Here is an 18889-nt window from a genome sequence, read left to right on the forward strand (position 1 = left end):
GCAGATGGGGGACTACTGCCTGTTCTTGCGTACGGGTTTGGGAGGATGAGGTGGTCAGTTGGGCTAGCTGGGAGTGGTGGCGTGGTGTTTGTCGCGGGTGAAGTGGTGGCGCCGGGGGATCCTCGGGTGGTGCTGGAAGGGCAGTGGGGGCATCAGCCGGGGCTGGCGATCACGGTCAACTCCGGGTCGCGGATCTCCTTCACCTTCAACGGGACCGCCGTGCAGGCGTTGTTCGACGTCGGCGGGCTCACCACTGCGCCGCACCTGTGGGTCACGATCGACGACGGCGAACCCACCCTGTACGCCGTACAGCAACCAGTCATCGAATTGACCGCCGAGGTCGGCGTCCACAAGGTCGAGATCGTCGTCAAGGACGTGAACGAACACGCGAACCGCTGGAACCCGCCGTTCGAATGCGCCGTCGTCTTCGCCGGGCTCGTCCTCGACGCCGACACCCGGTTGCGCCTGGCCGGGCGACCGGGTGGGCCGCGACTCGAGTTCTACGGCGACTCGATCACGCAAGGCGTCCGGGCGCTCAGCGCTCACCCCGAGTCGGAGGGTGCGGACGGAACCAAGTCGTTCGCGTATCTGACAGCGCGGGCGCTGGGCGGATCGGCGTACCAGGTCGGGTTCGGTCGGCAGGGTGTCGTGCGGACCGGGAACGGGGAGGTGCCGTCGGGGCTCGAGTCCTTCGGGTGGAACTTCGCCGGGTCGGTGGCCGAGCGGGTCGAGGAGCCGGATCTGGTGGTGCTCAACCTGGGGGTCAACGACGAGACGCTGAGCGCTGCGCAGTACGGGGAGTACCTGCGGGTGGTGCGATCGGCGTACGGGAACAGCGAGATCGTTGCCCTCAGCCCCTTCAGCGGCAAGTACGCCAGCGAGATCGAGGCGGCGGTGAAGACGGCTGACGATCCCAGGATCCGGTACGTCGGTACCGACGGCTGGATCACCGAGGCCGACTGCACGGACGGCGTCCACCCCTCGGTCGACGGGCACGCGAAGATCGCCACCCGCCTGACCGAGGAGCTTCGTCCCCTTCTCTAGCGTCCAGTGATCAGGTTGCCGGCGAGCACGGGGGAGAAGGTGCCGGCGGGGATGCCGCGGACGGAGCCGCAGTCGCCGTCGGAGTCGCCGGGGACCTTCAGCCAGAGCAGGCTGTCGAGCGTTCCGGAGATGTGACTGCCGTCTCTTGAGGTGTCGCCCAGCTTGCGACCGGCCGGGTTGCACCACTGGTTGTCCGCGGTGGGCCCGTTGCCGTTGCGGCTGGTGTCGATCACGAACTGCGCCGGGCTGTTCAGTCCCGCCCGGATCGCGTTGCCCTTGGTGACCGACTGCGCGGTCGTGTAGTAGTTCGACGTGTTCAGCGCGAAGCCGCGGATCTTGTTCACCTCGACCAGGTTCAGCCGCCGCGCCATCTCGCCGGCGTCGATCCAGGTCGCGTTGCCCCCGTCCATGTAGGCCCAGGTGTTCGGGTTCTTGCTCGCGAACTGGTTCACCGCGTACTTCAGCAGATCGAGCCGGGTCTGCTTCACCTCGGCCGGGATGCAGTCCAACTGCGCCAGCGCGTCCGGTTCGATGATCACCACGGCCGGGCGGTTGCCGATGCCGTCCGCGAACTGGCTGATCCAGGCGCGATAGAGCTCCGGCGACCCGGCGCCACCTTTGGAGTCGCCACCGCAGTCGCGACCGGGGATGTTGTACGCGACCAGGATCGGCAACTTGTCAGCGCTGTCCGCAGCACCGACGAAGGCCGACACGGCCTGCTGGATGTTCCCACTCCAGTTGCCGAACCAGCGCCCTCCGGCCTTCTCCGCGATGTTCGTTCGGATACTCGGGGCAGCGGCGTCGGACGGGTGGTCACGCACCCAGATCGCCGGGTTGGAGTTCGGGTCGACATAGAAACCAGTCGTCATCGAGACAGGACTGCCTGCGGGTGTCGCCTGGGCGGTGGTGCAGGTCGCTACGAAGGCCAGCGCGACGGCGGCGCCGATCAGGTGTCGTTTCATGCGGGTTCCTCTGCGGGCGGGGAGGTGGGACGTCCTGAGACTCTGTCAGCCGGATGAAATCTCGCTGACTGACAGAAGGACATCCCATCACTTACATTGGGCGGTTATGCAGATTGCCCCGAGGTGGCCGCGGCCAGGCGGTCTTCGAGCCGGCCGGCCAGCACTGGGTGCACGCCGTCGCTGACTGCTGCCAAGGCCCGGAGCAGCAGCCCGCGGGCTTCGCCTGGCTGCAGTGACTCGTGGCAGTCGGCTAGGCCGACCAGTGCCTGGGCGATGCCAAGTGGGTACTGACGGTCCTCGCAGAGGCGTAGTACGAGCTGGTACTGGTCTTCGGCCTGATCCTGGCAGCCGTGGGTCAGCAGGCTGCGACCTAGGTTCAGGCGGGCGTCTACCTCGTCCAAGTAGGTGCAGTTGTCGACAGCGATCTCCAGTGCCCGGCGGTGGGTCTCCACTGCTTGGGCGTGCCAGCCGAGCTGCCGGTACGCCTCGCCTAGGTGGCAGAGCGCGTAGCTGAGCGGGAACTCGAGGGCGTGGGTCGCTGCGAGCTCCTGCGCCGTACGAGCTGCTTGGAGTGCTGGGTGGGCGTTGCCGGCGTCCAGGTGGCAGCTGGCCATACCGTTGAGGAGGTTGGGCTCGAGCCGCTCATCGCCCAGCGCGCGAGCCATGGAGAGGGCCTGCTCGTAGTACTCGAGGGCTACGGCGAAGTTCCACTGCCTGGCGTGAAGGCCTGCGAGGTGGCCGAGGGTGGAGACCGTCGCGCGCTGGTCGTCGGCCAGTTGAGCCAGCCGGAGCGATTCGCGGAGGAGGTCGGGCCAGTCCGAGTGGAGGTCGAGCGAGCCGACCGTGTAGCCGAGTGAGCCGAGGATGTGCGACTGCAGCGCGGGTGACTCGTCGTTGGCGAGTTCAGCCGCGCGTCGGAGGTCGCACACGCCGTGGGCCGGCCCGCAGCGGAACTGGCCGATGTGGCCGCGCAGATACAGCAGCCGGGCCTCGCCTGTCTTGTCGGCTCCTCGTTGAGCTGCTGCCAGGCCGGCGGTGAGTACTACGTCCAGCTCGTCCTGCCTGGTACGCAGGTGAAGGTAGGGGGCGACCGCTATGGTCAGGGGCACGGTCAGGTCGTCATGCCCTTCGCGCTCTGACAGTTGAACGGCGGCGACCAGGTTGGTCCGCTCGGCGTCGGCCCAGGCGAGGTCTTGGCTCACTTCGGGGTCGTCGAGGTCCGTGCGGTCGCAGTCATCGGGCAGTAGGTCGTGGTGGTGCGCTGCGGATCGGCGGGCGGTGCGTACGTAGTACTGGAGGAGGCTGTTGATCGCCTCGGCGCTCTGGTCGTCAGTGGTCATCACCTGGGCGGAGTACTTGCGCAGTAGATCGTGGAACTCGAACCGGCCGGGCCTGGGCTGCAGTAGCAGGCTTGCGTCGACCAGGCTCTCCAGTACGTCCTCGGCAGCGGTCGCTGTCAGACCGGCCAATGCTGCGGCTCCGTAGTGGTCGATGTCCTTGCCCGGCATCAGGCTCAGCCGCCGGAACATCAGCTGCTGGTCGGCATTCAGCTGCTCGTAGGAGACAGCGAATGCCGGCCCGACGCCATCGGTCTCGCCACTGAGCTCTATCAGCAAGCGGGCTCGCAGCCGCTCGTTGAGATGCGCGACCGGCCAGGACGGCCGATGCCTCAGCCGCGAACCGGCGATCCGCAGCGCCAACGGCAGCCGCCCACACAACTCGATCAGCTCATCCACGGCATCGACGGCGGCGACTCGTTCCGCGCCGACCAGCTCGGTCAGCAGCGCTGCAGCCTCGTCGTCGGCGAGCAGGTCGAGTCCGAGCCGCAGACTGCTGCCGAGGCTTGTCAATTGCCGGCGGCTCGTCACCAGCACCGCGCAGGTCGGTGCCCCAGGCAACAAAGGCAGGATTGCGCGGGTGTCGGGCGCGTTGTCGAGCACGATCAGCAACCGCAGACCGGCCGTCTCCGATCGCCACAGCGCTTCACGTTCCGCGGGATCACACGGCAGCTTCTCCGCCGGTACGCCGATGCCGCGGAGCAAGTGGTCGACCGCGTGATCGACACCAAGCGGCTCGCGCCCGGGAGTGTGGCCGTGCAGATCTACGAACAACTGCCCATCCGGGTACTGCGCCGCAACCCGGCGTCCAGCCTGGACAGCGAGCGCGGTCTTCCCGAGCCCCGCCATCCCGTCGATGGCGACGACCGGCGGCGCGCCACGCGTATCAGGGGCCAGCGCCTTGACGACTGCGTCGAGCTCCGCCGTACGGCCAATGAAAGTCGCGCCGCTGTAGGGCAGTTCATCGCGGCCGCTGGCCGGCTCTGCGAGGTCCCGGAGCAGAAGTTGATGGACGGCCTGCAGACCTTGCCCCGGCTCGACGCCCAGCTCGTCCACCAGCAACGACCGCGTCCGCGCATAAGTCTCCAGCGCCTCGGCTCGCCGCCCGCTGTGGAACAGCGCCGTCATCAGCTGCGCGGCAAACCGCTCATCGAGCGGCCGCTCGGCAACCAGAGCCGACAACTCCGGTACTACGTCCGCGAAGCGGCCCGCGCCGAGCTCCAGGCCAAGCCGCCCGCTGAGGGCATCGTCGCGCCGCTCGGTGAGTCTCCGGCGCTGACCGGCCAGATAGTTGCCGGGCAACCCGCTCAGCGGCTCGCCACGGAACAGGGCCAGCGCATCGCGGTACAGGGATGGATCTTCGGCCTGCTCGGCAGCCTTCATCGCCGACTCGAAGCGATCGATGTCGAGGGCACCTGGTGGCAGGCGGAGTACGTAGCCGCCCGTCGTGCGCTCGAGCGCGACCTCGGGTGGCAGCGTCTGGCGGATCCGGTAGACGTACGTCGGGATGACACGCAGGCCGCTGGACGGGGGATTCTCGTCCCAGACCAGGTCCAGCAACTGTTCCGCAGAGGTGACCTGATTGGCGTGCAGCGCCAGCACGGCCAGCATCGCCTGCTGCCTGATCGGCCCCGGGCTGAGCGGCACCCGGTCGTGCCGGACCGTCAACGGCCCGAGCAGATCGATACAGAACCCATCGGCCATACCAGAGTCTGCGCTGATCCCCCCGCCTCCCGTCAAACAGCCGCTACCTTTTCGACCCAGACGGCAAGGCTTGGCGATTGCCCCGCTGTGTGCTAGCGGTCACGATGACTGCATGGCGTCCACGGATTATCAGAGTGTCGACGAGTACATCGCGACGTTCCCGGCCGAGGTCCAGGAGATCCTGGAGCAGGTACGACGGACGATCCACGGCGTGGTGTCCGGGGCCGGTGAGAAGATCAGCTACCAGATCCCGGCGATCACCCTGGACGGAAAGTCCCTGCTGTACTTCAGCGGCTGGAAGAAACACATCTCCCTCTACCCGATCCCACCTGTCTCATGAGCGGCCGAGTAGCTCTGCCGGGTCCGGGGATGGCGGTGCGCTCAGCATCCAGTCATTGAACTGCTTGGTGAACAAGTACCAGAGCCCGTCCGGCCCGAGCCGCAGCTGAGCCCGCTCCGCCGTAATCCAGTTCCCCTCAACCACACCATCGAGCATCGTCAACCCCTCGGCCATAAGCGCAGTTGCAGCCGGGGCGATGGTGGTTGGTGGGGTGGTTGCTATCGCGAGGCCGCCGGCGCCGGCCTCGCGCCAGGCGACTGCCCAGGTTGTCAGTTGGCGGGCCGTGAGGCCGGCTCGGTGTGCTAGGTCGGCCAGTGCGGGCGTACCGAGTAGGGCGGAGGCTCTCCGGGCGAGGTCTTGATCGCGCGTGAGGCTGAGCCCGCCGTCGCCGTCGCCGACGGCCAACTCCCAGGCCCGTCTTGCTGCGTCGGTGGCCAGCGCGACGAGGTCCTTGCCATCGACACCTGATTGCCGTGGCGGCTCGAGCACCTGTACAGCGGTTGGCGCGCCTGGTTGGTTCAACGGGCGTACAGGGATCGGGATCGGTCCGGGCGCTCTGGCGAAAGCGGCCTTCGCGACGACGCCGACTGGCTTGGGTTTGATGGCAGGTGGCTCGCCGGCCGGTGTCGAGCGGCGAGCTCTCAGCGCCGAAAGCAACTCGTCCTTCTGCTTGCCGCGCAGGAGAAGCAGCTCGAACGGATCTTCGTCCAGCGCATCGGCGATCAGATAGCAGACGGCCGCAGAATGCTTGCAGGGCACAGCAAAATCCGGGCAGTTGCAATCCGTCCGTACCTCACCAGCATCCGGCAACAGCTCGAGCCCCGCCGCCTGCGCGTCATCCACCAACTCCGGCGGCAACTCCCCGTCGAGCAGCGCAGCAACCCGCCCGATTTGCGCCGACACGACCTCAAGCACCGCATCCCACTCGCCCTCATCGAACGCCCGGATCTTCACCGTCACCACATACGGCGTAACCCGGCTGCCCTGTACCGACGCCCGCACCACCCCCGGATCAACCACCATCTCCAGCACGCTCCCGCGCCGCGCGTACGACCGTCCCCGCCCCAACCGGTTCGGATCAAGCTGAGCCTGCCGCTCCAACGCAGCCAACCACGCCTTGCCCCACCAGGTCCCCCCGAACGGCCGCCGAGCCCCAGCCCCCTTAGCCGCCGGCAACCCAGCATTCTCCCGATCCCTGTCCCGCCACCCCTGCCAAGGCGTCCGGTCACTCATCGGCCACCGCCGAGGGTGTACGTCCCACCGCTGAAGGGTTGTAGGCGCTGGCGGCGCCCGACTTTGCTGGGGTGGTCGACAGCTCGACCAGCTCTGTCAGTTCGGTGTCGGAGAGTTCGCTGAGCCACGCTTCGCCGGAGCCGACTACTGCGTCGGCCAGTTGGCGTTTGGTGGCTATGACTGTGGAGATGCGGTCTTCCAGAGTGTTTTCGGTGACTAAGCGGTGGACTTGGACTGGTTTGTCTTGGCCTATCCGGTAGGCGCGGTCTGTTGCCTGGTCTTCGACGGCTGGGTTCCACCAGCGGTCGTAGTGGACGACGTGGGTCGCCTTCGTAAGCGTCAGGCCCACCCCGCCGGCCTTCAACGACAGAAGGAAGACCTGAGCCTCGCCGGCTTGGAACTGCTCGACCAGCTGCTCTCGTTTCCGGACGCCGATGCCGCCGTGGAGGAACAGGGTGCGCACCTGCCGCGCGGCCAGATGCGCCTCGATCAGGCGGCACATTTCGACGTACTGGCTGAAGATCAGGACCGACTCGCCCTCGGCGAGGATGACGTCGAGTAGCTCGTCGAGGGCCGCGAGTTTGCCGGAGCGGCGCGGTAGCGGGCCGGGCTCGTGGAGGAACTGTGCGGGGTGGTTGCAGACCTGCTTGAGTTGGGTGAGCAGACTCAGGACGAGGCCGCGGCGCGCGATGCCTTCGGCTTCCTCGATCTTGGCCAGGGTTTCCTTGGCGACCGCTTGATAAAGGGTCGCCTGCTCGGCGGTCAGCGGTACGACGACGTCGTGCTCGGTCTTCTGCGGCAGCTCGGGCGCGATCCCGGGATCGCTCTTCTTCCGCCGCAGCAGGAACGGTCGCGTCACCCGCGCCAGCCGGGCCGTCGCCTCTTCGTCGTGGTATCGCTCGACCGGTACTGCGACGTCGTGCCGGAACCGGTCCAGCGTCCCGAGCAACCCCGGCGCCGCCCAGTCGAGGATCGACCAGAGCTCCGACAGGCGGTTCTCCACCGGCGTTCCGGTCAGCGCCAACCTGGTTGCTGCGGGCAACGTTCGCAAGGCACGAGCCGTGCGGGACAACGGGTTCTTCGCATGCTGCGCCTCGTCCGCGACGGCGAGTCCCCAGAAGATCTCACCCAGGACGTGATGGTCCTGACGCACCACCCCGTACGTCGTGAGCACCACCTCGTCGTGCGCCAGGTCGGACAAGGACCGGCCGGCTCCGTGGTACCGGCGTACCGGAACGCCGGGCGCGAACTTCGTCAGCTCCCGCTCCCACGTTCCGAGCAGCGTCGATGGACAGACGACGAGCGTCGGCCCGCGGCCGCGTTGAGACAGCTGGAGGTGCAGGGCGATCACCTGGATCGTCTTGCCCAGCCCCATGTCGTCCGCGAGGCAGCCGCCGAACCCGAGCTCTGCCAGCTGCGCCATCCACGCGACCCCTCGCCGCTGGTAGTCGCGCAACGTCGCCCGCAGCCCGATCGGCTCAGCCATCGGCTCTGGTTGTTCGGCGGTTCGCAATCGCTCGACCATCGTCAGCAGTGAGCCGTCGGCGTCGAACGCGACCAATTCACCGTCGATCTCCAGCGAACCGGTCAACGCGGCACCCAGCGCCTCGGCTCCGGAAAGCTTGCGCGACCCGCCCTGCCGCAGCTTGCGAACCAGCTCCTGATCGATTCGCACCCACCGCCCACGCATCCGGATCATCGGCCGCTTCGCTTCGGCCAGCGCGGCGACCTCCGCCTCTGTCAGCTCCTGCCCGTCCAGCGTCGGCCGCCATCTGAAAGCAAGCAGATCGGTCAAGCTGAAGTCTGGACCAGTCACCGCGCCCGGAGTCGGTGTTGCTTGGACGGCGCCCCGCAGCGCCAACTCGCCCGCGAACAACTCAGCCGGCCACAACACCTCGATCCCAGCACCGTCGAGCGCATCGCTGTCCCCAGCCAACTCATCCAGCGCCTCGTCCCCAACCGGTACCTCCGAAGGCGCCGCATCCCGCAACGCAGCCCCCAGCGGCGGCCACACCCGAGCCCCCCGACGTAAAGCCAGCAGGAGATCCGTCTCAGCCCGCTCACCCAAAGCCGCCAACACCGCCGGGGGTGCGTTCCACACCTCGGCCACATCCACCAACAGACTGGGATCCACCCCACTCCGCAGCTGCAACACAGCCCTGAACTCGTCGTCGCCCGCGGCCGACTCGGTGGTTGTGGGTGGTTCGATTCGTAGTACTAGGCGTGCGCCGGCTGCTTCGCTCCGAGCTGTCTCCTCGAGCCAAGCCGTCGACCCGGTCAGTTCGATCGGCTCAACGTCGGCAAAGGCGGCAGTACCAGCCCGTACTGCGAGCGCCGCCGCGGGCGTCCGCACCAACGTGTCGGCCAGCGCATCCCAAAAGGCCCGAACCAGCTGCTCAGGATCCACCAACCGAAGCGGCCGCGACCCCTCGATCGCCAACGCGTGGCCCGTCGCCGGCATCGCCGCCGCCAGATTCCGCAACCACCCATGATCCGCCGGATCCAACGGCGCCACCCGCCAAGCCCCGAACCCGGATGGACTCACATCCGGCACCAACCGCCCCCGCCCAATCAACCCAACCCCAGCCAATGCAGCAGCCGCCCACGCCCGCAAGCTAGCCGACCCGTCACCCACACCGACACCGCCGCCCCCGGAGCCGTAGCCGACGCCGCTGGCGCTGGCGCCTTCGTCGCTGTGGCGTTGGAGGAAGGCCAGGCCTTCGGCCACTCCGATGGTCAGCGCGGGGACCTGGGTGCGGCGGATTCCGTCTCCTCGGGGGACGACGAGTTCGACTTTCTCCTGGGGGATCAGGCCGGCGGTCGTCAGGTCGCCGTACAGGACCAAGCGCCCCGCGCGGGGCGGGTCGGCGGGCTTGAACGTGACCTCTAACACCTCACGAACCCTACCCATCGCCACCGACAGCCCGCGCTCGCTTGACCTGAACTGATGTTGAGGTTGCAGGCTCAGCGCCGACAGCAGGTAAGAGACGGCGACGGGATGGGGCCAGGCAGATGCGGGCAGCGGTAGTGACGGAGTTCGGTGGGGTCGAGGTCATCGAAGTTCAGGATTGGCCGGAGCCGATCGCGGGTGCGGGGCAGGTGCTTGTCGAGATCGAGCTGACCGATCTGATCTTCGTCGAGACGGCCATTCGGAAGGGGGAGCACGGGGGATTCTTCGATGTGAAGCCGCCGTACGTGCCTGGCAACTCGTTCGGTGGAACGGTCCGCGAGGTCGGGCCGGAGGTTGACGAGCGATGGGTCGGACGCCGAGTGGCCGGTCGGACCGTCGACTTCGGCGCGCATGCGGAGGTTGGGGTCGCTGCGGACGAGGAGCTTGTCGAAGTACCGGATGAACTGGATCTCGAGACCGCTGTGGCGGTGTTCGGTGATGGGTTCACCACGTTGCTGCTTGAGCGGCTTTCGCCTGATCTGCAAGGGAAAGAGGTGCTGATCACGGCCGCGGCCGGCGGCATGGGGGTGCTGCTGGTGCAGGTTGCGCACAAGGCCGGCGCGCACGTCATCGGGGCAGCGCGAGGCCAGGCCAAGCTCGACCTCGTCAAGGCTCAGGGCGCCGACGTGGTGATCGACTACAGCGTCGAGGGCTGGCAGAAGTTGGTGCTGGAGGCAACCAATGGCGATGGCGTAGACGTCGTCTTCGAGGGCGCCGGGGGAGAGCTCGGCGCGGCCGCGTTCAGCACCGTGAAGGACGGCGGCTGGTTCTCCGCGCACGGCGCCGCGAGCGGCGGCTTCGCACCATACGACCCGGCCGAAGCCGAGCGCCGCGACATCACCGTCAAGGGCATCATGGATCTGCGGCTCGACAACCTCGACACCACCATCACCGGCGCCGACGTCCTGAAGCGGGCCGGCCAGGGCGATCTGATCCCGGTCATCGACCGGACCTTCGCTCTCGATCAGCTCGGCGAGGCGCACACCGCAGTCGAGTCGCGGTCACTGCTCGGTAAGGCTTTGATCAGGATTCGATGACCACGCGTTAGACCAATCCCTCCTCGGGGCACTGGCTAGACACCAGCGCCTTGAGGAGGGCGGACCCATGTCGCTGCGTGAGGCGGTACTACGCTCAGTCGCCGACCGGTTGGTCGGAGCGCTCGCCGACGGCAGGCGGGAGTGGACGCGCGGTGACGATCGTGTTGCGGCCCGCTCGCTTCGCAGTCAGCAGCGCGTTGTCGGCGGCCAGGATCAATTGGTCCATCGTCGCCGCCACCTCCGGGTAGACGGCAGCACCGAACGATGCCGGTACGCCGGTGATGATCGTCTTCTGCGTTCCCGTCGTACTGACCGAGACGGTCAGGGTGGCCAGCCGGTCCCTGATCCGCTCCGCGACCTCCAGCACCTCGGTCTCCGAGGCACCGGGCAGCAGCACCGCCAACTCGTCGCCACCGACGCGCGCGACCAGGTCACCCTGGCGCACCTCGGCCCGGACGCTCTCACCGACCGCCTTGAGCGCCTGGTCACCCGCTGGGTGCCCGTAGGTGTCGTTGATCTCCTTGAACTTGTCCAGGTCGAGCATGAGCAGCCCGACCGTGCTGCGCAGCGTCTCGGCCCGGGCGAGCTCCACCGGGACCGCACTGGCCCAGTACGACGGGTTGGCGAGGCCGGTCTTGACGTCCGTGCCGGCCGCGCGCTGGTACTGGGGGAGCAGCAGGTCGCGGTGCAGCGCGAGCACCGTCACCATCAGCACGGGGACGACCCATGGGTATGACGACTGCATCGCGGCGATCGCCACACCGAGGCCCAGGCCGGCGCAGACCACCAGTTGGTCGGACAGCTCGCCCAGCGCTTGGCGGGCGGTCGCCTCCGGGGAGGCCAGCAGGATCGCGCCGATCACCAGCGCGTAGTTGACCAGCCACCAGGTCGCCGCGGCGGCGATCACGACTAGCAGGGTCCAGAAACTGGTCGGGACACGAGGCTCGGCGATCAGCCCACCCGCCCGCAGGACGGCGGCAGCGGCGGCGCTGGCCAGGACGTAGGTGGACGTGGAGAAGATCTTGCGGTGGGCAACGGTGCGGCCGTACACCCGGAACCACGAGTACAGGTACGACCAGACGATCAGCGGGACGACCAGCGACAGCGGCAGCAACAGCAGGCTGGCGAAGACCCACAGGCACTTCAGGTTCGTGTGCGGGGACGTGTTGGCGGCCATCTCCCGGCGCCGCTCGATCCCGCGGGCGGACTCCAGGTGCAGCGTCGAGGCGGCCGCCAGCACGGCGAAGGCGGCCCATTCTGACGAAGTAACACCGGCATGTGGTCCGGTCAGTGTCGCGCGCACGGCCACTGTGGTAATCGTGACCGCGATCAAATCAATCGCAATCACATATCCCAGCGCGGCGGCCGGCAACGACCAGAGCTTCCATTGCCGGGGTGGCACCCAGCTGCTCCGACCGATCAGAATCATCATGAGCCTCACAGTTCGACCTGAACGGTTATGCGTTCATCGTAACGGCCTGTTCACGGCAGGTCACCCCTGAATCCGGATTCATTCTACCGAACCACCTCTTCGAAGGGTCGAGAAATCATGAGCAAGGCAGCGCGTACGACCGGTACCGGCAACGACTGGTTCACCGGCGGCAACGACTGGTTCCACGGGGGAAACGACTGGTTCACGGGCGGTAACGACTGGTTCACCGGCGGCGGGAACGATTGGTTCGCCGGTGGCAACGACTGGTTCGTCCCGGCGGCCGGCGGCGGTAACGACTGGTGACGAAAAGTAAATCTTTACCGTCCCTTTACGGATGGCCGGACTGATTTCCGGTCCGGGGTTTCAGGAATCGATTTACATCGATTTTACGGAGTCGGCCGGAATTCGGCGGGCACGCCGCCAGGCGGCGCCCGCCGCGACCGCCGCCAATGCACCCACGGCGCCCATCGTCGCCAATGCGGTGGACGGGCTGAATCGCTCGCCCAAGAGCCCGGCGAGCAGGATTCCGAGGCCCTGACTGGTCCGCAGAGCGGTGCTCGCGACGCCGAAGGCCTGCCCGCGCTGGTTGTCGGGCACGGCCTGGACGAAGCTCGCGCTGGCCGGCAGATGGTACGCCGATGCGGCGCCGGACAGCGCCCAGAGCACCATCGTGACGAGCAGGCCTGGCTGGAGCGCGCAGAACACCAACGGAACGCAGGCGAGGATGGCCAGCGGTCCCAGGAATCGCATGCGGCGTTCAGGCACCCACAGGGTGATGAGCCACATCCCCAGGACGGCACCGGCCGGCTGGGCGGCCAGCAGGAGCCCGGCCGCCTCTGGCCCGCCACCGATCTCGGCTGCGTAGGGCACGGCCAGGCCCTCCACCGTGACGTAGAACCCGGCAACAGTGGCCAGCGCGACCAAAGACCGCAAGGACGGCGTACGGGCGACCAGAGATGCTCCGGCGGCTAGGTCCTTCAGGTAGCTGCGCCTGGGCTCGTCCTCGGAGGTCTGGGTGGGCGCGGGGCGCGACCGTACGCCGAAAGCGATGAAGGCTGCAGACAATAGGAAGGTCGCGGAGTCCACCAGCAGGCCTCCGGAGGTCCCCACCGCGACCACTGCGAGACCGCCTGTTCCGAAGCCGAGCACCTGGCTGAACTGGACGACCATGTCGTTCGCGGCCTTGCCCAGGACGTAGTGGTCGTCTGGCAGTACCACCGGGAGGGTTGCGGCCCGTGCGGCGTTGAACGGCGAGCCGAACGCTTGCAGTGCGACCAGCAGCAGGATGACGACCAGTAGCGGCAGCGCGTTGATGGCCATCAAGGCCACGAGCACTGCGCGGGCCAGGTCCGTGACGATCATCACCCGTCGCCGCGGGTAGCGGTCGGCGAATCCGGCCAGTAGCGGCCCGAAGAGCAGATCCGGAACGTACGTCAAGGCATAGGCGAGAGCTGTCAGCCCGGCCGACGCGGTCCGGTCGAAGACGAGCACCGACAGGGCGACGCGGGCGAGCTGGTCGCCGATGACGGACAGTACGCCGGCCATGAACAGCGCCCGGAACTCGGCGTGACCGAACACGTCCCGCCACCGAGCCTTCGCCACCGCCGCATCCGCCACACCTTCGAACATAACCACTATCCGTAGCCCGACACCTCCGTGCCGTGAGACCTAGGGTTTTCCCGCGCGGTCGGTTGATCGCGGTGAGCGAGCACCCGGTCACTGGTAAGTACCACCGTTGGCACTGGTGTGCAGAATTCAAGGGTTTGAAGGGGCAGATCAGTGTCAAAAGTGGCAGCCGGTGCAGCACTCCTTGTCCGGCACCTCTATCCTGGAGTTGTCTGGTACCGGGGTCTGGGCGGGGCGGCCCCGACCCTGGTGCCGGACCTCTTTCGTCTCCGGTGACGTTCTTCCCGGAAGGTTCAGCCAAAACTGTCGGTGGGGCCCGGTAGCGTTCTGATTGCCAGGGGCGGCTCCTGGACGTGCTTCCTTCTCCTTCACCAGGCATGTAGCGCGTTCGCTCTCCGCCCCTGGCGCTCATGTCCGTGACGCTTTCGCCCGCCGTTCGGGCACCCTCGGGGAGGCCGCCATGCAAGAGCGGGGTGGTGGGGTGGGAAATGAATCAAGCAGAGCTTTGGCCGCGTTGCTGTTGCGCCGCCGACGGCTGGTCGACGCCACCCGCCTCACGCCGCCGGTACGCCGATCCGCCTGGCACTGGCTCCGCCACCCGATGAGCACCCAGGCCGGACTGACCGCGCTGCAGGCCGACCTCATCCAGCGCGGGCTGCTGCTGTCCGCCGACCTCTACCGCCACTGCGCGGGTCTGAGTCCGCTCGTCCTGGCCGGTCTCGGCAAGGCCGTGCTCGAGTTGCTCGACGAGGAGTCGGGCGCGAGCGCCTCCCACGTGCCGCTCTTCCGTGGCTTCCCCGAGAGCGTGTCGGGCAACACCGAGACCTTCTACATCGATCGTGTCTTCGCCCGGCTGCTGCAGGAGCCGGAGCAGCCATGTGTTCTCTGTGGCGAGGCGAAGACGGTCCATCCGGTATCGCCGTGCGCGCATCTGGTCTGCTGGTCGTGCTGGGACGGCGCCGACTTCAGCGCCTGCCCGCTGTGCCTGCGACGCATCGACCTCGACGATCCGTTCCTCGAGCCTCCGTTCGACGAGACGTCGGCGTCAGCGTCGGGCTCGGCGTCGGGGTCGGGGTCGGCGCGGGCTGGCCGGCTGCGGTTGCTGTCGCTCGCGCCGGCGGATGCGGTCCGGAGTACGGCGGCCGAGTTGCTTGGCCGGCGGGCGCCGTTGTCGGCACGCGACCGGGCGGATCTTGTCGTGTTGCTTGCCGAGGCGGATCCGGGGTGGTTGCCGGACGTGATTCCGGTGCGCGAGACCCGGGCGGTCGTGCTGGCCGAGTTGATGCCGCGATTTCCTTCGCTGGTCGACGAGTTGGTGCAGACGGCGACGGACGCGCTGCGGTTGCTGTACGTGCTGATGGGGGCGGATCCTGGGTTGCGGACGCCGCCGGTGCGACGGCGCTCGTTGCCTCGGGCAATTCGGCGTACGGTGCTGGGGAGGCTCGATCGGCTGCCGGTGGAGTTGCTGGTCGAGGACATGTTGCGGCATGAGCGGGCGTGGAAGCGGGTCGCGGAAAACCTGCACCCGTTCGAGTTCGCTGCCCGCTATCCAGTTGCAGCGCTGGCGTTCGCGGTAGTGCGCAAGACGAAGCTTGACGCGACGACTCCAGCGGGTCGGGCGGTCTTTAGTGAGAGTGCCCGTCATCCGCTGATCCGGCTCGAAGACAGCAAGCTCGTGATGAGCACCTTCGCGAGTCGGGTTGAGGGGGCGTTCGCGGATGGGCGGCCTGAGTTGGCGTTGGAGTTGTTGCGTCGGCGTCCGGGGGAGTTGGTGCGGCGGTTGGTGCAGCTGGCTCGGGCGGTGCCAGCGGATTCGCAGGCGACGTTGGTCGAGGCTGTGGCGACTGCGGTGTCCGATGTTTCGCCAGTGGTGTTGACGGCGGCGCTCGGGCAGGTCCGTACGCCGCCGGGCGATCTGCGGCTGTTCTTTCCACGTGGGGGAACGACGCGGATCTGGACGGTGGTCGACGAGCGGGAGCCGTTGCCGGCCGACTTGGCGGCGGCGCTGGGCACAGTACTGGTGGGAGAGTTGTTGCGGCGGGCAACGGCTTTGCCTCGGGTGCGGCGGGCGTTCCTGGATGAGGAGTTGTCCCGGCTCACGGCGCCGGGGTCGGAGCGGAGTACGTCCTCGTCGTTGCTGCGGATGACCCGGGGGAGTTCACAACCGATCCCGGAAGACGACCTGCTGCGGCTCTTCCTGCATTGGGTCGAGCCCGAGGGGCGGCGGGTCGATCTCGATCTGTCGGTCGCGGTGTTCGACGAGGACTGGGCGTTCGTCGGGTTGTGCGACTACACGCGGTACCGGTTCGATCAGGACGCGCTGGTGCACTCGGGTGATCTGACGTCGGCGCCGTTGCCGCTGGGAGCGACCGAGTTCGTCGACCTGGATCTTGTCGCGGTGCAGCGGGTCGGCGGGCGGTACGTGTTGCCGGTGGTGTTCAGCTACAACGACGTCGCCTTCGAGCATCTGGAGCGTGGTTTCGTCGGGGTGATGCGGCAGCCGGCGGGGTTGTTCGATCCGTCGGCGGTGGAGGAGCGATTCGATCTGACCGGCCCGGCGAAGATCCTGCTGCCGTTCGGCATCGACCTGCGTACGAAAGAACTCCGCTGGTACGACGTCAACCTCAGCGCCGCCGGGTACGGGCACAACGTCGCGCGCTACGGCGGCCACATCGCTTTGATGGCGGCGGCGATGGAGGAAGTGCACGGCGCCGGCGATCGGGTCAGCCTGTGGGAGCTGTCCTGCTGGCACGCGGCCGCTCGTACCAACGAGGTGGTCGTGCGCTGCGCCGACAACTCGATCGTCGGCTGCCTGCGCGGTGACACCGAGGAGGTCGCCGACTTCGCCCGCCGCTTGACCGCACGCCTCGAGCCCGACCGTCACTGGGATCTCGACGCCGCCAACCGGGCCGACTTCGCCGCGGTCGTCAACGGCGACATCGACCCCAAGTCAGGCGCCGAGGTCTACGCCCTCCACCCCCACCTGCTCGACCCAGCCAACCTCAACCTCATCGACGCCCCCCACCTCCTCGCCACGCTCGCCCCAGACACCCGAGCCACCCTCCCGACCCACTAGCCAGGCTTAACAAGGTTGCGACATCGGGGAAATGTGGCGACTCATATGTCGTGACATAACAAGTCTGCAGGTTTCCGCCGCAGACTTGAGGAGTACTCCGGTGACGTTGAGCCAACCCACGGACGCCGAGCTGGACGTGCTGATCCGCGCGCGTCTCGCCTCCCTCGGCATCGATCTCGATCAACTCCCGCCCGGCACCCAGCCGGACCCCGAGACGGGCAGCCCCGGCCGCGACACCGCGCTCGCCGGCCTCCGCAGCTTCGTCCGGACGACCGTCGTGCCGCTCGCCGCGTACCAATTCGCAGTACCGGGCCTCGACGGTGACGAGGACCGCGCCGCACTGGCCCAGCAACTCTCACCGCCGTCCCTCTACCCGTCCATCGACATCAAGCGGCAGTCCTGATGGACGACGCCCCGCAGGACACCCGAGTCGACCGCCGGTCCTTCCTCCACCGAGCCAGCGCACTGGCCGCGGTCGCAGCCGTCGGCACCGTCGCGCTTCCAGAGATCGCGTACGCCGGTCCGACCACCACGCCACTACAGGACACCGCCACCGCCCCAGTCCGCCCGGAGGCGCAACTAGACGTCACCGAGTTGACCATCGCCGAGGCCGCCACCCTCATCCGCAACGGCCAGCTCAAGCCCGAGAAGCTGCTCGAGGCCTACCTCGCCCGCATCGGCTCGTACGACGGGATCTACCAAGCGTTCAACCTCGTCCTCGCCGACGAAGCCTTCGCCCGCGCCAAGCAGCTCGGTCGCAGCAGAGGCGGCGCGCTCCACGGCATCCCGCTCGCGATCAAGGACAACTACTACACGCGCGGCATCCCGACGACGGCCAACTCCTACCTGTTCGAGAAGTTCGTCCCACCCTTCGATGCCACCGCAGTCCGCAAACTCACAGCAGCCGGTGGCATCGTCATCGGAAAGACCCAGATGGGCCCACTCGCCACCACCCGCGCGACCACCCCGGACGGCCGGATCACCACGGTCAACGCGTGGACGCCGCAGGATCCCAGCACCGACCCAGGTGGCTCGTCATCCGGATCCGCCACCGCCGTGGCCTCGCGGATGGCGACCTCGAGTGTCGGCACGCAGACCGGCGGCTCGATCATCGCGCCCTCGAACGCACAGAATCTGACCGGTCTCAAACCCACGATGGGCCGGGTCTCCCTGCACGGCATCGTGCCGCTCAGCTACACCCGCGACCACCCCGGCCCGCTCGCCAGAGACGCCAAGGACGCGGCGATCATGCTGACCACGATGGCCGGCGAGGACCCGAACGACCCCCGCACCCAAGGCCTCCCGCCGGTCCCCGACCTGATCACCGCAGCCACCCCCGTACTCCGAAACCGCAAGGTCCGCGTCCGTTGGAAGACCAGGGTCGGCGTCATCCCCGGTTTCACGGCCGGCACCACCGAGGTGGCAGCAGCCCGCCGAGCCGCCCTCGACACCCTGGCCGACGTCCAGGACCTCCGCGTCGTCGACGTCACCCTGCCCGACGAGTGGGACGTCCTCACCAACGCCGCCTTCAACAACGTCCGGCTCCCCGAACGCAGCGAGCCGTTCCTCCCCACGCTGCGAGCCGACCTTCGTGGCTTCGGCGTCTCGGTGACGGGCTGGTTGCAGGGCGCGTTGCTCGGCGCCGACGAGTACCTGATCGGCCAGCGCGCGAAGGTGCTGCTGCTGCGACGGGTGCTCGACGACCTCTTCGAGCAGTGCGATGTCGTGGTGCAGACCAGTCCCAACCCGTTCGACTCGATCGGCCTCCCGGAGCTGGCCCTGCCGATCGGCTTCAGCGCCAAGGGAGTCCCGATCGGCACGATTCTGGGTGGCAAGCCGTTCGGCGAGGAGCGGTTGCTGGCCGTCGCCGCTGCTTACCAGGCGCTGACCGACTGGCACCAGCGGCGACCCAAGGACCCGCAGGCCGGAGCGGCGGACTCGCAGGGTGGCGACGTACGGACGAGGACGGCCGGAAGGACGGCCGGCCAGGACCGCGGCCGGATCCGCGCGGAGGAGGTACCGGAACTCATGCAGTAAACGGCCTGGATATCGATTGCCCACGGCTGCCCTTTCAGCCACGGTGGAATGTGATGCGCGCCGGCCCGCGCCCATCTAGCGTCCTCTCCGGCGATGGCTGTCGGGGTGACA

13 protein-coding genes are annotated in these 18889 nt (G+C 67.9%); 7 read left to right on the plus strand and 6 right to left on the minus strand.

What is annotated here, in order from left to right:
- Nucleotides 1-81: 81 nt before the first annotated feature.
- On the plus strand, nucleotides 82-1044 hold the full coding sequence (locus AB0M15_RS40200; RefSeq protein ID WP_363831989.1) for a GDSL-type esterase/lipase family protein: 963 nt from the start codon (nucleotides 82-84) through the stop codon (nucleotides 1042-1044).
- On the opposite strand, the gene AB0M15_RS40205 is transcribed toward AB0M15_RS40200, so the two are convergent.
- Both AB0M15_RS40205 and AB0M15_RS40210 read right to left on the minus strand, forming a co-directional pair.
- Nucleotides 1041-2006 carry a glycoside hydrolase family 6 protein gene (locus AB0M15_RS40205; RefSeq protein ID WP_363831992.1) on the minus strand — a complete coding sequence of 322 codons (966 nt, stop codon included), beginning with the start codon at nucleotides 2004-2006 and terminating at the stop codon, nucleotides 1041-1043. The two genes, AB0M15_RS40200 and AB0M15_RS40205, sit on opposite strands and share 4 nt — an antisense overlap.
- Nucleotides 2007-2110: 104 nt before the next feature.
- Nucleotides 2111-5047, minus strand: a complete 2937-nt coding sequence (locus AB0M15_RS40210) for a BTAD domain-containing putative transcriptional regulator (protein WP_363831997.1) — start codon at nucleotides 5045-5047, stop codon at nucleotides 2111-2113.
- Nucleotides 5048-5159: 112 nt separating this feature from the next.
- Here AB0M15_RS40210 and AB0M15_RS40215 point away from each other — a divergent pair, with 112 nt between their 5' ends.
- On the plus strand, nucleotides 5160-5387 hold the full coding sequence (locus tag AB0M15_RS40215; protein ID WP_363832002.1) for a DUF1801 domain-containing protein: 228 nt from the start codon (nucleotides 5160-5162) through the stop codon (nucleotides 5385-5387).
- Here AB0M15_RS40215 and AB0M15_RS40220 read toward each other — a convergent pair.
- Complete coding sequence (locus AB0M15_RS40220; RefSeq protein WP_363832007.1) at nucleotides 5382-6620, minus strand: SWIM zinc finger family protein; 1239 nt, start codon at nucleotides 6618-6620, stop codon at nucleotides 5382-5384. The genes AB0M15_RS40215 and AB0M15_RS40220 overlap by 6 nt on opposite strands.
- Nucleotides 6613-9513 carry a DEAD/DEAH box helicase gene (locus tag AB0M15_RS40225; RefSeq protein ID WP_363832010.1) on the minus strand — a complete coding sequence of 967 codons (2901 nt, stop codon included), beginning with the start codon at nucleotides 9511-9513 and terminating at the stop codon, nucleotides 6613-6615. The genes AB0M15_RS40220 and AB0M15_RS40225 overlap by 8 nt, the downstream gene beginning before the upstream one ends.
- Before the next feature lie 119 nt (nucleotides 9514-9632).
- On the opposite strand from AB0M15_RS40225, the gene AB0M15_RS40230 reads away from it, so the two are divergent.
- On the plus strand, nucleotides 9633-10607 hold the full coding sequence (locus tag AB0M15_RS40230) for a zinc-binding dehydrogenase (RefSeq protein WP_363832013.1): 975 nt from the start codon (nucleotides 9633-9635) through the stop codon (nucleotides 10605-10607).
- Between the two features lie 94 nt (nucleotides 10608-10701).
- Here the strand turns inward: AB0M15_RS40230 and AB0M15_RS40235 are convergent, their stop codons facing one another.
- Complete coding sequence (locus AB0M15_RS40235) at nucleotides 10702-12039, minus strand: GGDEF domain-containing protein (RefSeq protein WP_363832016.1); 1338 nt, start codon at nucleotides 12037-12039, stop codon at nucleotides 10702-10704.
- 117 nt (nucleotides 12040-12156) lie between these two features.
- Here AB0M15_RS40235 and AB0M15_RS40240 point away from each other — a divergent pair, with 117 nt between their 5' ends.
- On the plus strand, nucleotides 12157-12342 hold the full coding sequence (locus AB0M15_RS40240; RefSeq protein ID WP_363832020.1) for a DEAD/DEAH box helicase: 186 nt from the start codon (nucleotides 12157-12159) through the stop codon (nucleotides 12340-12342).
- Nucleotides 12343-12414: 72 nt separating this feature from the next.
- Here the strand turns inward: AB0M15_RS40240 and AB0M15_RS40245 are convergent, their stop codons facing one another.
- A complete protein-coding gene (locus tag AB0M15_RS40245; protein WP_363832024.1) occupies nucleotides 12415-13668 on the minus strand; it encodes an MFS transporter in 1254 nt (417 codons plus the stop codon).
- 478 nt (nucleotides 13669-14146) lie between these two features.
- Here AB0M15_RS40245 and AB0M15_RS40250 point away from each other — a divergent pair, with 478 nt between their 5' ends.
- From AB0M15_RS40250 to AB0M15_RS40260, 3 genes are all read left to right on the plus strand, one after another.
- Complete coding sequence (locus AB0M15_RS40250) at nucleotides 14147-16741, plus strand: MXAN_6230/SCO0854 family RING domain-containing protein (protein WP_363832027.1); 2595 nt, start codon at nucleotides 14147-14149, stop codon at nucleotides 16739-16741.
- 100 nt (nucleotides 16742-16841) lie between these two features.
- Complete coding sequence (locus AB0M15_RS40255) at nucleotides 16842-17144, plus strand: hypothetical protein (RefSeq protein WP_363832030.1); 303 nt, start codon at nucleotides 16842-16844, stop codon at nucleotides 17142-17144.
- A complete protein-coding gene (locus tag AB0M15_RS40260; RefSeq protein ID WP_363832033.1) occupies nucleotides 17144-18778 on the plus strand; it encodes an amidase in 1635 nt (544 codons plus the stop codon). The genes AB0M15_RS40255 and AB0M15_RS40260 overlap by 1 nt, the downstream gene beginning before the upstream one ends.
- The last annotated feature ends 111 nt before the right edge of the window (nucleotides 18779-18889 follow it).

The organism is Kribbella sp. NPDC051718 (assembly GCF_040681515.1).
In the GTDB taxonomy this organism is placed as follows: Bacteria; Actinomycetota; Actinomycetes; order Propionibacteriales; family Kribbellaceae; genus Kribbella.